The sequence below is a fragment of the Halomonas sp. 11-S5 genome, from assembly GCF_029889825.1.
Taxonomy (GTDB): Bacteria; Pseudomonadota; Gammaproteobacteria; order Pseudomonadales; family Halomonadaceae; genus Halomonas.
On sequence record NZ_JARANW010000001.1, the window covers coordinates 269208 to 283718 of the forward strand.

Here is a 14511-nt window from a genome sequence, read left to right on the forward strand (position 1 = left end):
TCTGCTCCCGGGATCAGAACACATAGACGAAGATGAACAGACCGATCCATACCACGTCGACGAAGTGCCAGTACCAGGCCGCCGCCTCGAAGCCGAAGTGATCGTCAGTTGTGAAGTGCCCGCGGAACACCCGTATCAGCATCACCGACAGGATGATGGTACCGATGATCACATGAAGCCCGTGGAAGCCGGTGAGCAGGAAGAAGGTGGCGCCATAGATGCCCGCCTGCAGGGTGATGCCGTAATGGGCATAGGCCTCGTAGTACTCGACTCCCTGGATGGAGATGAAGCAGAGCCCCAGCAGCACGGTCACCGTGAGCCAGAAGCGGGCACTGTCACGGAGGCCTTCCTTGAGGCCCTCGTGGGCGATGGTCAGGGTGATGCTGGAGGAGACCAGGATCAGGGTATTGACCAGCGGCAGGTGCCAGGGGCTGAAGGTCTCCTGCGGCCCCTCGATGGAGACGTCAGGCGGGTTGAGCAGAGGCCAGCTGGCGGTGAAGTCCGGCCACAGCAAGGCCGCCACCCCCTTGGCGCCCTCGCCATCGAGCCAGGGCAGCGCAAAGGTCCGCACGTAGAAGAGCGCGCCGAAGAAGGCGGCGAAGAACATCACCTCCGAGAAGATGAACCAGCCCATCCCCCAGCGGAAGGAGCGATCCATCTGGTGATCGTAGAGCCCGCCCCGCGATTCGAGGATGACATCGCGGAACCACAACGCCATCACCGCCAGCACGCCGACCAGGCCGAGCGCCATGACCGGCATGCCGGCCATGCCATGCACCAGCAGCGTGCCGATGCCGATCATCATCGCCCCCAGCGCCAGCGACGCCAGGATGGGCCACTTGCTGGACTCCGGAACATAGTAGCTGCCACCACTCATGCGCTGTCTCCTTCTTTGATCGGCCCGCGGTGCGACACCGCTGCCTGCATCGCTGCCGACGCCACTCAGTGCCGATGGGGATGAAAGTCCGGGGGCGTCTCGAAGGTGTGCAACGGGGCCGGACTGGGTACGCTCCACTCCAAGTCCTCGGCGCCCTCCCAGGCCTTGGCCGGGGCCTTCTCGCCACCACGCACGCACTTGATGATCACCAGCACGAAGAGCAACTGAGAGGTACCGAAGAGGAAGGCCCCCAGGCTCGAGGCCAGGTTGAAATCGGCGAACTGCAGCGCGTAGTCGGGAATACGACGCGGCATGCCGGCGAGCCCCGAGAAGTGCATCGGGAAGAAGGTCAGGTTGACGCCGATCACCGACAACCAGAAGTGCCACTGGGACAGCCGCAGGTGCGGGTAGTGGCCGGTCCACTTGGGCAGCCAGTAGTAGGCGCCGGCCAGGATCGCGAAGAGCGCGCCGGGCACCAGCACATAATGGAAGTGGGCCACCACGAAGTAGGTGTCGTGATATTGGAAGTCGGCCGGCGAGATGGCCAGCATCAGTCCCGAGAAGCCACCGACCGTGAACTGCACCACGAAGGCCAGCGCGAACAGCATCGGCGGCTCGAAGCTGATCGAGCCGCGGAACATCGTCGCCACCCAGTTGAAGACCTTCACCCCGGTGGGCACCGCGATCAGCATGGTGGTGTACATGAAGAACAGCTCCGCCACCAGCGGCAGCCCCACCACGAACATGTGATGAGCCCAGACCAGGAAGGAGAGGATGGCAATCGCCGAAGTGGCGTAAACCATGGAGGCGTAACCGAACAGCCGCTTGCGGGAGAAGGTCGGGATGATCGCCGAAACGATGCCGAAGGCCGGCAGGATCATGATGTAGACCTCGGGATGCCCGAAGAACCAGAACAGGTGCTGGAATAGCACCGGGTCACCGCCGCCGGCGGCGTTGAAGAAGCTGGTGCCGAAGTTGATGTCCATCAGCATCATGGTGACCACCCCGGCCAGCACCGGCATCACCGCGATCAGCAGGAAGGCGGTGATCAGCCAGGTCCAGACGAACAGCGGCATGTCCATCATTCGCATCCCCGGGGCGCGCAGGTTGAGGATGGTGGCGATGATATTGATGGCACCGAGGATCGAGCTGATGCCGGCAATATGCAGCGAGAGGATGAAGAAGGTGGTGGAAGGCGGCGCGTAGGTGGTGGAAAGCGGCGCGTAGAAGGTCCAGCCGAAATTGGGCCCGCCGCCCGGCATCAGCAGGGTGCTGAGCAGCAGCGTGAAGGCCACCGGCAGCAGCCAGAAGCTGAGGTTGTTCAAGCGCGGCAGGGCCATGTCCGGGGCGCCGATCTGCAGTGGCACCATCCAGTTCGCCAGTCCCACAAAGGCGGGCATGATCGCCCCGAACACCATGATCAAGCCGTGCATGGTGGTCATCTGGTTGAAGAACTCGGGCAGCACCAACTGCAGGCCGGGCTGGAACAGCTCGGCACGCACCACCAAGGCGAAGATCCCCCCGATGAAGAACATGGTCAGCGAGAAGAGCAGGTAGAGAGTACCGATCTCCTTGTGGTTGGTGGTCAGTAGCCAGCGCAGCAGCCCACGGGGCCGGGCATGACCGGTCTCGGCCATGCCACCGGCAGTGGCCGTGCTGTGCTGCGGGGTGGGCTTGGGAGGCAGGTGGGACGCCATCGGAAATCTCCCTGTTGGCAATCACGAAAGAGAAACGGAAAGGCCGGTCACTCGCCCTGGTCGGCGATACGTTCGGCGATTTCCGACGGTTGCACGCTGTCGCCAGTCTCGTTGCCCCAGGCATTGCGTTCGTAGGTGATCACCGCGGCAATTTCCACCGCATTGAGCGTATTGCGGAACGCCGGCATCGCGGCCCCCGAGACGCCATTGATCACCGTGTTGATATGACGATCGCGTTCATTCATCAATGCCTGGTTGCCGGCCAGCGCGGGGAAGGCAGGCGGATTGCCGCTGCCGTCGGGCTGGTGGCAGGTGGCACACACCGAGCCGTAGACCTGCTCGCCACGCGCCATCAGCTCATCCATGCCCCACTCGCGATCGACGCCAGCGGCCTCCTGCGCGGCGGCCACCTTGCGCTCGGCCAGCCACTCGTCGAAGCGCTCCTGCTCGACGGCCTCGACCACCACCGGCATGAAGGCATGGTCCTTGCCGCACAGTTCGGTGCACTGGCCGCGATAGATGCCGGGCTCTTCGATGCGCACCCAGTTCTCGTTGACGAATCCGGGGATGGCGTCCTGCTTGACCGCGAGATCCGGCACCCACCAGGAGTGGATGACGTCGTCCGACGTCAGCAGCAGGCGCACCTTCTGTCCCACCGGCAGCACCAGCGGCTCGTCTACCTCGAGCAGGTAGTTCTCGCCCTTCTCGTCGGCGCCGCTGATCTGCTCGCGGGGGGTGCTCAGATTGGAGGTGAAGGCGACCTCTTCTCCCAGATACTCGTAGCGCCAGCGCCACTGCTGGCCGGTGACCATGATGTCGAGGTCGGCCTCGGAGGTGTCATACATGTTCTTGAGGGTGGCGGTGGCGGGCACTGCCATGGCCACCAGAATCAGCAGCGGGATCGCCGTCCAGATCACCTCCACGCTGGTGTGCTCGTGGAAGGTGGCCGCCTTGGCGCCACGCGAATGGCGATAGCGAAACAGCGAGTAGAACATCGCCCCGAAGACGATGACCCCGATGATCACGCAGATCCAGAAGATGATCATGTGCAGGGAATAGATGTCACGGCTGAGCGCCGTGACACCGACCGGCATGTTCCAGCCATTGGCCAGCGCAATCGGGGTCAGGGCTGCGGAGGCCAGCCCCCCCGCCATCCACACGAGCAACGTGCGCATCGGCGCCTCCTCAGGGTCATTGTTGTATTAGCGAGCGCTTGAGGCAGTATAGAAGAGTGCGACAGTTCGTCACCCCTGTCGCCACGAGGCAGGTAAACGGCATCGTCAACGCTGGGCCGTTCAGCGCGCTGCCAGCATGGCCACGAGCGCCACCAGCACCACGAACACCAACCCCAAGAGCAGCCCCGCCGCGATGAAGGTGCCGGGACGGTTAGACGCGAAGTCCTCACGCCGCCGCTCATCCTTCTGCACCCCCAGGAAGGCCGCCAGTACCGATTTGATCGCTTGCCACATCCCGTTTCTCCTCAATCTACCGCCGACGGACTCCCAACCACCCTAGACCATGCCGCCAGGACCGACCCGTGGACGCCTTCCACGCCAAGCGCCGCAGGCGACGCCCCTTTCGCTGCAACGCACAAAACCGCATTCATCTTCTACACTGCAGAGGAGAGCCGAACGTGATACCTCATCCCGCCAGGGATCCCCAAGGAGACCGACCATGACCAAGCACAAAGACACCACGGCCAACCCTGCCCTGGCCGCGACAGAGCCGATGATGGAGTGGTGGCAAAAACAGTTCACGCAGGGGGCCACGCCCATGGCTCGCATGCAGCTGGCCTGGATGGAGAGCATGGCCGACGCCATGCAGTTCGAGTCGCAGTTCCTCCAGGCACTCGCCGAGAGCGGCCAGAAGATCGCCCAATCCTTCGAGGGGGAGACCCCTCAGACCCCGGCCGAGATGCAGGAGCGCTATCAGCAGCTCATCAAGGAGGTGACCGACGCCCAGATGGAGCGGATGCAGAAGGCCGCAGAGCTCTCCCATGACTTCCGCAAGCGTCTCTGGGAAGAGATCTGAGCGCTCCTCGAACATACCGGGGGCGATGCGCGCGCGGCACACAGGGAAGGATGCGAACGGCAAGGCAGGGACCCCCTGCCGTGCCGGACCGAGGTGATCCTGTCGCGTTGTACCCGCCCCCGTGAACGTGAGCTCAGCCGAAGCCGAACAGCCGGATGATCAGGGGCAACAGGAAGGCGGTCAGCAGGCCCGTCAGCCCCATTGCCAGGCCGGAAAAGGCACCGGCCACGGCCCCCAGGCGGGCGAAGGCGTGGGCGGTGCCGAAGCCATGCGCCGCCAGCCCCAGCGTGAAGCCCTGCACCACCGGATCCTTGATCCGCAGCAGGCGGAAGATCCAGGGCCCCAGGGCGCAGCCGATCGAACCGGTCAACAACACCAGGCCGGCGGCCAGCGAGGGAATCCCGCCGATCTGCTCGGCGATGCCCATGGCGATCGGCGAGGTAACCGAGCGCGGCGCCAACGACAGCAGCGTCTCGGTGCGCGCGCCGAGCAGCATGGCCAACCCCAGGGTGGACGCCACCGCCGTGACGATCCCCGCCCCGCAGGCCAGCAACAGCGGCCACAGCAGGCGACGCACCCGCTCGCGATGGTCATACAAGGGAATCGCCAGGGCCACCGTGGCCGGCCCCAGCAGGAAGTGGATGAACTGGGCCCCCTCGAAGTAGGTACGGTAATCCATGTCCACCAGCAGCAGCAGGGCGATCAGCATGGCGATGGCGAGCGTAACCGGGTGCAGCAGCGGGGTACCGCCCACGGCGCGGTTGATTCGCACCGCCAGGACAAAGACCAGCAGGGTCGTCAGCAGCGAGAGCAGCGGATTGCCCGAGAGATAGACCCACAGCTGGTCGAGGATGGCGACATTCATGCCTTGCCTCCCGGCCCGCCGTTGCGCCGGGAATGGCCATGTTGCAGGCGTTCCAGCACCCAGGCCGTCACGCCCAGGGTCACCGCCGTGGATACCACCAGGGTCACCACGATCGGCCAGAGGTCGGCCCCGATCAACTCGAAGTGCACCATCAACCCCACCCCGGCGGGCACGAACAGCAGCGTCAGGTAGCGCAGCAGCCCCTCCCCCGTCAGGCGCAGGCTCGACGGCACCTTGCCGCGGATCATCAAGGCCACCAGCAGGATCACCATGCCGATCACCGGCCCCGGTATCGACAGCGTGAGTCCCCTCGCCACCAGCTCGCCGGCAAACTGGCAGGCCAGCAGCATGCTCATCCCCATGATCAACGGCATATCCGCCCTCCTCTCGGCAGCTCCCCGCGGAGCAGGTTCTCATTGCAGACAGTGTGACAGAAGCACCGGGATCCGGGGCCTCGCCGAAACGACCCGCCAAGCAATTGAAACGGAAGCGCAAAAGGGACTTTTCATTTGCCCCGCGACGCGCTAGTATACGCCTCGTTCTCGGGGGCCAGGATCCACAGGCCAGGTAGCCCGAAAACCGCATCGGAGCGTGGCGCAGCTTGGTAGCGCGTTGCAATGGGGTTGCAAAGGTCGCAGGTTCGAATCCTGTCGCTCCGACCAGAAATATCAGAAAAAACGGCCACTTAGCTCTTTGCAGCAAGTGGCCGTTTTTCGTTGTCGCTCCCGTGGATTCCATATGGGTTCCATGCGAGAGCAACAACCAGCGACGTCCCGCGCCCTACCCTCCTATTGCTTCCTCTATGCCAAGGCGTCAGTCCAGAAAGACACCGATGCCCTCCTCATCGATGGCTGCATGCAGCGCACCCAAGGCAGCCTGGTCGGTGGTGAAGCGGTCGTCCCAGACGTGGGAGGTGCCGTCCGCGTTAACGACCTCCAGCAGCCAGTCGACCTCCTCCTCCAGGCGGTAGATATCGACTTGCAGGGTGTGGCCATCGCGGGTGATGGACTGGCTGAGTGGGCTCTGAATAAGTTCGGGTTCGGTGCTCACTAGATTCTCTCCAGAATCGTTGTCGGGGTAAGGGGGATTACTCCACCCCCAGCGCCTTCACCACGGCATCCACCGGCTCGGCATAGAAGCTGGTCTGGAACTTGGTGAACAGCTCGGCGGGAATGGTGGCGATATCCGCGGCACTGGCCATGGGCAGGGTGACGCGCTTGCCGCCGGCGTCGAAGGACACCTGCAGGCACTCGGCCAGGCTCTCCACGGGCTTCAGGCTCCCGCCCAGGCTCATGTCGCCCAGCACCACCATCTGGCCCTGGGTGGGCCTGCCCAGCAACCCTGATGCGAAGGCCACCAGGCTGGCCAGGGCGAGGTCGCGCAGTACGCCGGTATTCTGCAGGTCGACCACGTGCAGGTGGAAGTCGTGCTCCAGCACCTTGCTGGAGCCGCTGACGCGGCTGGCATTGGCCTTGAAGTAGTCGAAGGCCATCTTGACCTGCTCCTTGGCCGAGGTAGAGTTCCACAGCCCCGACATGGCGAGCTTGCCGCTACCGGCAGTGACCTGGAGCTCGATGCGGTAGACCCCGGGCATGCCCTTGTCGCTGAGTCCGATGGTGTGCACCACGCCAGGCTTGCCGAGGCCCTCGGGAATCAGCCCCCCGCCACCCTGCTCCTTCACCGAGACGAAGTGCTCCTCCAGGGTCTCCTTGTCGATGTAACTGAAGTGGACGTCGTAGAACTCCATGCCACCGATCTTCTTGAGCTGTTCCTTGACCCGGCGGCGCACCTCCAGCGCATACACCAGGCACTGACGCACGTCTTCCTTCTCCAGCCCTTGTGAAGAGCCGCCATGCGGGTAGAGCAGCTTGAGCAGGCCGGAGACGGTCTTGCGCACGGCGATGACGTCACGCTGGTTGAGGTTATCACCCAGGCGGAAGTGCTGGTCGATGGCGTCGGCGAAGCTGCGCTTGCGCATCTCGCGGAAGAACTCCGCCAGGTAGTCGACGATGAAGCCGTAGCGCTGGGTAAAGAACGACGGCCGCATCTTGGGGATCTCCCAGCCCGGGATGTAGGCGTGGAAGCGGTCGAAGAAGGCGGCGTCGATCATGGCGTCGGGGAACGGGGTCAGCAGGTGGCTGGTCTTCACCAGCGACTCGACGCTCTGGTTGATGTTGCCGATGAACACCATGGAGGCGGAGGCTTCCATCTGCTCGCGCCCGCGGGCGAAGGAACCGGAAGCCATGTAGTCCTTCATGATCTGGACGCCATCCTTGTCCTTGAACGAGATGCCGGCCACCTCGTCGAAGGCCACCAGGTCCCACATGCCCACCAGGCCGATGCGCCGCGAGCTCATGTTGTAGAACAGATTGGCCACGGTGGTCTGGCCGCCCGAGACCAGGATGCTGTTGGGGGAACACTCCTTGTAGATATGGCTCTTGCCCGTGCCGCGGGGGCCCAGCTCGCAGACGTTGTAGTTGTTCTCGACGAAGGGAATCATTCGGGCTAGCAGGTGCCACTGCACGGTTTCATCGAGCTCGGCAGGCTCCATGCCGATGGAGCGTATCAGCACCTCGCGCCACTGATCTGTGGTGAAGCCGCAGCGTCCCTCGAACAGCGCCTCCATGTCCATGTGCGGCATCTGGATCGGCTTGAGCTGGCTGACCCCGAATGGCGAGCCGCGCTGGCCCTCCTCGTGGTAGTAGCTCAGGGTGGCGATCACCCAGATGCCGCCCACCAGCAGCTTCTCGTGCTCCTTGACGATGCCCGCGGAGATCTCGGCATCCTTGATGCCCAAGTTGCTGAACGCCGCCTCGTAGCAGTCCTGCTTCTCGTTGAGGCGCACCATCACCCGGTCGATCACCTTGAAGCTGCCGCGCTCGCGGACCAGCGACTTCACCTTCTCGGCCTCGTCGGGGCGCACGTAGTTGTCGGTGAGGATCGTCTTGACGTTCTTCAGGCCCTCATCGATCACCTCCGGATCGTCGGTGGCGCAGTACATGCCAAGCAGATACTCCAGCACGTACACCGGCACGTTGGCGCCTTCCTTGACCCGCTGGGTCAGGTCCTTGCGCACCACCCGGCCGGCAAAGTGGGTGTTGAGCAGGGTGTCGAGGTCGGCAGACTCGTCTGTGCTGACGTTGGGGAGCGCTTCCATTCGAGCGGGTTCCATCGGATTGGTCATTTATGACACCAGGGCATCATCGAAGTGGCGGATGTGCTCCGGCGACACCCGGCGGCTCTCGCGGGCCACATTGGCCTGCATGCCGGCCTGTGCCACCTCGCGTAACGCCTCGTCGATGGTCCTGCGCTGATGCGTCTGGAACCAGTCCAGCACTTCGGTCAGGTGCCACAAGGAAGCACGACCTTCATGCAGCGGCAGTGGAAAGGTGGCCAGGTGCGACTGCAGCAGCTTGCGCATGTTCTGGCGGCTGAAATCGAACAACTCGGCGATGTCCGTCACTCCGACCAGGTCGGGCCCCACCTCGATCAAACGCGCCTCGGGAATGGCACGTTTCACATCCGCCATGGCGCTGGTAATCGCCTCTTGGGCCGACACTGCCTCACGGGAAAACTCAAGCGCCAGGCGCCCCTTCAGCCCAACGCCTATCAAGGCATCGTCACAGCCGGCCTCGAAGAGACGGGTTTCCAGCGTCTCCATGTCGAGGTCACCGGGAACGGCAAACTTCAGGATAAATTCATAGGTCATCGTCACGTCTCGTCCTCCTCGGAGGATGTGCCACCCATACAGTTGTCCACCACGCGACGCAGTTGCCTGGCATGGTTGGCCGGGTTCTTCGGTGTGCTCCACACGCTGACGATGCAGAACTCGCCGCAACGGCACTCGTTATCGTTGTGTGGGCAATACAACCTGCCCCAGGCATGCCCCGAAGCGGGCTCAATCCGCCAGCCCTGGGCCTCGGCATAGACCAGCGCCGCCTCGATTTCCTTCTTGCTGTGTCGTCGGCGGGTCATCTTTTCTCCTGCCAGTAGCTTAGGCACCAGTCGCCCAGGTTGTCAACTGACAACCATCAAAAGAAATCATCGGTGAAAGCCAGGTCGATGACCATCCGGTAGCGCTCCAGCTCGGTGCCAAGGTCCTTGTCGCGCAGCACCAGGAAGTAGTCGCGCTTGCGGTCGAAGTCGGTGCCGGAAAGCGAGAGGCGCACCGACTTCATGCGCTCGTTCATGTTGTCGCTGGTACTGTCGAAGGTCACCGTCTCTTCGCTGGAGACCGCCTCGCCGCCTTCGAAGATGGCCACGGCCAGGGTGATGGGCTTGAGCTGTTCGCTGACCGCCTCGGTCTGCAGCAGCTCGAAGCGCTGGATGTTGTTGACCATCTTCAGCGAGGCCTTGGGCGAGATCACGTCGACCTTGCGGCGGGTGCGCTTCTCGACCTTCTCGCCGCGCAGCTGCTTGACGGTGAGCACCGGCACGACGATCTCCTGGGGCATGATGCCGCCATGCACGAAGCGGGCCCCGCCAACGAAGTGGAAGCGGTGCGCGCCCTTGGGGATCCAGAACTCGGTCTCGCAGGTGGTGCCGGCGGTCTCTCGGGTGTGGCCGTGCCAGACGCTTGAGTTGTCGGGCAGATTGGTCCCCAGCACGTAACGCTTCTTGCTCTTGAAGGCGCCGGCCGGCTTCTCGGTCAGGCTGGTGCGGTCGGTGGCGTCCAGCTTGCTGCGCTGGAACAGGAAGCCGTGATCGGCGGTGACCAGTACGGTGCTGGTGTTGAGGTGCATCAGGATCTTGCGGGTCAGCGTGTCGAGCTCCTCGATGGCATCCTCCACCGCGGCGAAGGTCTCGCTCTCGGTGCTGGCGGTATCGCCCCGGGCATCCACCACGTTGTGATAGACGTAGACCAGTTGCATGCCCTTGATCGCCTCGCGCCCCTGCTCGCGGGACCAGCCCCTCACCTCCTCGGCGGTCACGGCCATGGCCTGGCCACTCACGGCGGCGCTGAGGCGCTGGCTGCGGTTCTCGGTGCCCTGGCTGGACTTGCCATCCACCAGCACGCTGTCGCTGCCGGGCTGGTAGCTCAGTTCCCGGTGAGGCAGCAGCGAGGCCATGCCGAGGGTGGTGTAACTGGGCACCACACCGAGCTGACTGCCCAGGGTAGCCTCGCTGTAGCGCTTGGCGTTGATACGCTCTCGCAGCTCCTCGGCCGCCTCATAGCGGAAGGCGTCGCTGATGATCACCACCAGGCGCTTGTTGCGGTGGGCGTCCAGGTGCGGGCGTACCACGTCGCGGAAGAAGTGCTGCTGGTTGGGGAGGCGCGGCAGCTTCCAGTCGTGCAGGCGCCCCTCGACGTCGATGCGCTCGCTCCAGTTGCGGGTGAGCTGGCCCAGGAACCACTCGTCGTAGCAGTGCTCCACTGCCTCATCGAGCTTCTTGAGCAGCTCCACGCCGGTGCTGTCGGAGGCCACCGCATAGTGGCGATAGGCGGTATCGAAGCGGTAGAGCTCGGTGCTGTAGGCGTGGTAAAGCGCCTCGACGCTCGCGTAGTGGAAGCCGTTGAGATGTTGCTGCCGCAGGGCAAAGAGGTCGATGGCGGCGCTAAGGGCGGCGTAGAGCTGGCGATAGCGGGCCCGGCGCTCGTCGTTCTTGTGGCGCGAGGCCCAGTAGCCGTCCAGGCGCTCGGCGATGATGCCGCGAAACATCTCCAGGTCGCGCACGTCGGCCTGGGGGATGGCCAGGCACAGGTCGACGATGATCTGCTTCTCGACCACCTCGAAGGTCGCCACCTTGGCCAGCCGCTCCAGCGGCACGTCGCGGATCTTGTCCTCGATGCGCAGCGCCTCGGCCACCCAGCCGGAGATCACATCGAAAGCTGGGTAGAAGCGCGAGCTGTCCCGCCAGCGGGAGAGCAACGCTCGCGAGGTGGCCCGGGCATTCACCGAAGCAATAGCATGGCCCTGCGCCCAGTCGGGGATCTCGGAGATGCTCTCGCAGTAGCCGGTGGTGAGAAGACGCAGCATCAGCTGGCCGAGCGGCAGCGGTGCCTCCCCACTCAACTCTGCCTGAGTAGCGGGATACCCTACCTCCAGCTGCAGCGCTCTCACCAGGCTCGGCACCAGGGCGTACTTGGCCATCTCCTCAAGCGAGGAGGGATTGCCTTCCAGCCCCGTCTCCTCGGCCACCGCTTCATCGGCCAGATGGAACAGCAATGTGGCAATATCCGATGCCGGCGCGCCCACGACGGCGGCGCACATGGCCAGGTCCAGACCATCCTCGTCCATCTCCGGCGTGACCAGGCGTTTGAGCGCCTCAATGCGCTTGCGGCTGCCCAGAAATACCTGGCGCTTCGCCAGATGCTCACGTAGCGCATGCCGCGTGAGACCCAGTTCATTGAAGATCATCGACAGCTGATCGGCGTAGAAGCGCCCGGAGTAGAGCTTGATATCCAGCAGCCAGTCATCTTCCGGCGCCGGCTCGGCGTAAGGGAAATAGAGCAGCGTCGGCGTCTCCGGCTCATCCAGCTCAAGGCGCAGCTTCACGCCGAAGGTGGACTGCCCAGCCATGTTGAGGATCTGGACGCCCTCCAGCGATAGCTCATCCAGCGCTTCGGCGAAGTGGCCGGGGGCGTCGTACCAGAAGACCAGGCGGTGGCCATCAGTGAAGAAGGCGCTCTGGAGCCCCTGCTGGAGTTGGTCGAGCTGCATCTAGCCTCCTTGCCGATTGAACACCGTGAGCGGATATCGACCGCAGTATCGCAAACAGGAAAAGACACGGCAGCAGTGTAGTCTTTCTGTTTACAGAAGTAATCCATCAGGCTACACTGCTCCTATGATCAAGACCTTCAAGAACAAGGGCCTGGCGATGCTCTGGGAAACCGGCAAATCCAGGATCGACAAGCGCATGCACAGGCGTCTCTTGATCCGCCTGGCCGTGATCAACGAAGCCACCAGCGTCGAAGACATCAACTTGCCAGGCTATAACTTCCATGGCTTGCAGGGCTTCAACCCCAAGCGCTACACCGTACATGTGAACGGCCCTTGGTGCCTCACCTTTGCATTCGAGGGCGGCAACGCCTACCAAGTTGATTTAGAGCAATACCACTGAGATATGGAATTACTATGGCGATTACCGCAAAGCAAAATCCCAACCACTGCCCGCCGCACCCCGGCGAGGTGATCGATGACATGCTGCAGGATCTGGACTACAGCAAGAGCGCCATCGCGAAAATGTTGGGCATCTCACGTCAGCAGCTGCACGCCATCCTGGCCGCGCGCAAGCCGGTATCACCGGAAGTGGCGGCACGCCTCGGCAAGCTGTTCGGTAACGGCCCCGGGCTATGGCTACGCCTCCAGGCCGCCCACGACGCCTGGCATGCCGAGCGCGAAGTCGACGTCAGCGCGGTTCCCTCGCTGAAAATTGCGGGATGAATCCAGGTTTCAAGATGAATGTTGACTGATTTCCACCGCCGATTCATCCCCGCAATGAATGAAGAAGCACCCTTTGGCGGTACCCGAGGATGTAAGCTCAAACCAGCCTCGCCCTAATTTAATGCTACCATCATCATTTCCCGACCAGGAAAATTCGATGCGCCGGCCATCATCTGAAACACGGTAGTCGATCTGGCCTTCAACAGCGCCAAAGATAAAGTAGCCAAGGCCATTCTCATCGAACCGGAAGTGGCCAGGCTCAATCATATCGACGAAGTCCTGGCCCCACATTTCCATCCAGGTGATGCGCCAACGGCCGATTGGGTTGGTCATAGCGGCTCCTTTTACGTTGCATGTTATTGATTTATTTCATCGACGAATATATCGTGTTCGATGGCATCCTCAATCGCAGAATCAAGTCGCACCAGCAATTCCTCGAAGGACTCGTTAGGCCGTCTGACCAACATCGCAAGACACTCTGCCTCATCACAGGTCAGTGGCACCACAGCGAACAGGACCCACTTTGCCAATGGTTATTTCGCCATTGTTATCAATAAGTTCTTCGATATTTTTTAGCTTCATCAATACTTTCACCGCTTTTTTTAAATCCAGGGCCACAAGAAGAAATTCATACCCTTACCAAAGAAATGCATATTGACAAATATAGCATCTCTTGCTAATAGTTTAATCAGTCACTTTGTGACTAAAATATAAGATAACTCAACATGGAGCAATGGCTTATGGCAGTTAAACACTCCCCACCGAACGGCCCGAGCATCGTACATAAAGGGCAAAAAGGTGGAGTTACCGGGTGCGGATTTAATACCAATGAGAATCCATCTCACTGGACTAATACGAATAGCAAAATTACATGTGACAAAAAAGGCTGCAAAAACTAACTAGAAAAATTTTAGGGCTGAATTTTCAGCCCCTTATTTAAGTCGCATATTGCTAGCCAGCATGTGCGGCTACGTAATGGAGGAGCAGCCGCAATGCAGTAGGCGTCGCCGTGCATGGGTTTTTTAAATTTACCATTGCAAATGAGCCTCTTCTCGCTGGATGGAGCGCGTGAAGGGAGGTCGATTCTCTTTGAGAAATTCGATATCTTCCTCTGAGGGCTCCCCAGTTGGGAGATCCAGCATTTCGAGTGTAATTTCTTCACTTAAGCGGTCCGGAATCTTCATGCTGACGAGCATCCCTGCTAATGAGCATTTTCCGTGTTGACTAACAATACTCAAAATACCGGAAGAAAGTAGTCCGGCAACCACAGGTTGATCCATAGGTAATTTGATAGTGTTCTGTCCCTGAATATAGAACTCTCGTAGAACTGCCTTTTCAGCATGATCTAGACTCCTCAAGCGACTTTTGGAAAGCCTTGAGAGTCTTCGACGTAGATGGGCCTTTTTAATTTTTTTGCTGACCCATATCGTGAATTCAATGACCATGACTGAGCCAGAAAGCACTGAGGTAACACCCATATAGCTGCCGTAGGAGTCTAAAATTCCACTCAAGCGCAGAGCGGCTACTAATTCGGAGGGCAGTAGCAAAGGAATTGTTGATGCAAAAAATATTGCAACGATGAACTTCGTTGGAAGCTTTGCAGCATCCAAGAATTTCGCGATAAACTCCATATGCATCCTTGTGAATTTAATAGAT

General features: G+C 61.4%; 16 protein-coding genes and 1 tRNA gene. 4 read left to right on the forward strand and 13 right to left on the reverse strand.

Going from position 1 to position 14511, the window contains the following annotated elements:
• Positions 1–13: 13 nt before the first annotated feature.
• The 4 genes from OP497_RS01280 to OP497_RS01295 all read right to left on the reverse strand — a co-directional run bounded on the left by OP497_RS01280 (position 14) and on the right by OP497_RS01295 (position 4043).
• Positions 14–877: a cytochrome c oxidase subunit 3 gene (locus tag OP497_RS01280; RefSeq protein WP_280545974.1), complete on the reverse strand. Its 864-nt coding sequence runs from the start codon at positions 875–877 to the stop codon at positions 14–16.
• Between the two features lie 65 nt (positions 878–942).
• Positions 943–2574 (reverse strand): cytochrome c oxidase subunit I, encoded by a 1632-nt coding sequence (gene ctaD / locus OP497_RS01285; protein ID WP_280545975.1) that lies wholly within the window; start codon positions 2572–2574, stop codon positions 943–945.
• A 47-nt stretch (positions 2575–2621) separates the two neighbouring features.
• A complete protein-coding gene (gene coxB / locus OP497_RS01290; RefSeq protein ID WP_280545976.1) occupies positions 2622–3749 on the reverse strand; it encodes a cytochrome c oxidase subunit II in 1128 nt (375 codons plus the stop codon).
• A 120-nt stretch (positions 3750–3869) separates the two neighbouring features.
• Positions 3870–4043, reverse strand: a complete 174-nt coding sequence (locus tag OP497_RS01295) for a DUF2970 domain-containing protein (protein ID WP_280545977.1) — start codon at positions 4041–4043, stop codon at positions 3870–3872.
• Between the two features lie 205 nt (positions 4044–4248).
• Between OP497_RS01295 and OP497_RS01300 the strand changes: the two genes are divergently transcribed.
• Positions 4249–4605, forward strand: coding sequence for a hypothetical protein (locus OP497_RS01300; protein ID WP_280545978.1), 357 nt, complete (start codon positions 4249–4251; stop codon positions 4603–4605).
• Positions 4606–4738: 133 nt separating this feature from the next.
• Here OP497_RS01300 and OP497_RS01305 read toward each other — a convergent pair whose 3' ends face one another.
• On the reverse strand, positions 4739–5470 hold the full coding sequence (locus tag OP497_RS01305) for an LrgB family protein (protein WP_280545979.1): 732 nt from the start codon (positions 5468–5470) through the stop codon (positions 4739–4741).
• A complete protein-coding gene (locus tag OP497_RS01310) occupies positions 5467–5844 on the reverse strand; it encodes a CidA/LrgA family protein (protein WP_280545980.1) in 378 nt (125 codons plus the stop codon). The genes OP497_RS01305 and OP497_RS01310 overlap by 4 nt, the downstream gene beginning before the upstream one ends.
• A gap of 211 nt (positions 5845–6055) precedes the next feature.
• On the opposite strand from OP497_RS01310, the gene OP497_RS01315 reads away from it, so the two are divergent.
• Positions 6056–6132, forward strand: a tRNA-Pro gene (locus OP497_RS01315).
• A gap of 151 nt (positions 6133–6283) precedes the next feature.
• On the opposite strand, the gene OP497_RS01320 is transcribed toward OP497_RS01315, so the two are convergent.
• The 5 genes from OP497_RS01320 to pglZ are packed head-to-tail and all read right to left on the reverse strand — an operon-like array spanning position 6284 to position 12132.
• Positions 6284–6520: a hypothetical protein gene (locus OP497_RS01320; RefSeq protein ID WP_280545981.1), complete on the reverse strand. Its 237-nt coding sequence runs from the start codon at positions 6518–6520 to the stop codon at positions 6284–6286.
• Between the two features lie 37 nt (positions 6521–6557).
• The gene (gene brxL, locus OP497_RS01325) at positions 6558–8627 is read right to left on the reverse strand and encodes a protease Lon-related BREX system protein BrxL (RefSeq protein WP_280545982.1); all 2070 of its coding nucleotides are present in this window, start codon (positions 8625–8627) and stop codon (positions 6558–6560) included.
• A 27-nt stretch (positions 8628–8654) separates the two neighbouring features.
• Positions 8655–9179, reverse strand: coding sequence for a DNA-binding protein (locus OP497_RS01330; RefSeq protein WP_280545983.1), 525 nt, complete (start codon positions 9177–9179; stop codon positions 8655–8657).
• Positions 9180–9181: 2 nt separating this feature from the next.
• Positions 9182–9445, reverse strand: coding sequence for a hypothetical protein (locus tag OP497_RS01335; RefSeq protein WP_280545984.1), 264 nt, complete (start codon positions 9443–9445; stop codon positions 9182–9184).
• Positions 9446–9501: 56 nt separating this feature from the next.
• A complete protein-coding gene (pglZ, locus tag OP497_RS01340) occupies positions 9502–12132 on the reverse strand; it encodes a BREX-1 system phosphatase PglZ type A (RefSeq protein WP_280545985.1) in 2631 nt (876 codons plus the stop codon).
• Between the two features lie 124 nt (positions 12133–12256).
• Here pglZ and OP497_RS01345 point away from each other — a divergent pair, with 124 nt between their 5' ends.
• A complete protein-coding gene (locus tag OP497_RS01345; protein ID WP_280545986.1) occupies positions 12257–12532 on the forward strand; it encodes a type II toxin-antitoxin system RelE/ParE family toxin in 276 nt (91 codons plus the stop codon).
• Positions 12533–12546: 14 nt separating this feature from the next.
• Positions 12547–12855 carry a HigA family addiction module antitoxin gene (locus tag OP497_RS01350; RefSeq protein ID WP_280545987.1) on the forward strand — a complete coding sequence of 103 codons (309 nt, stop codon included), beginning with the start codon at positions 12547–12549 and terminating at the stop codon, positions 12853–12855.
• 9 nt (positions 12856–12864) lie between these two features.
• On the opposite strand, the gene OP497_RS01355 is transcribed toward OP497_RS01350, so the two are convergent.
• Positions 12865–13188, reverse strand: a complete 324-nt coding sequence (locus tag OP497_RS01355) for a hypothetical protein (protein WP_280545989.1) — start codon at positions 13186–13188, stop codon at positions 12865–12867.
• A gap of 695 nt (positions 13189–13883) precedes the next feature.
• On the reverse strand, positions 13884–14486 hold the full coding sequence (locus tag OP497_RS01360; RefSeq protein ID WP_280545990.1) for a super-infection exclusion protein B: 603 nt from the start codon (positions 14484–14486) through the stop codon (positions 13884–13886).
• Positions 14487–14511 lie beyond the last annotated feature (25 nt).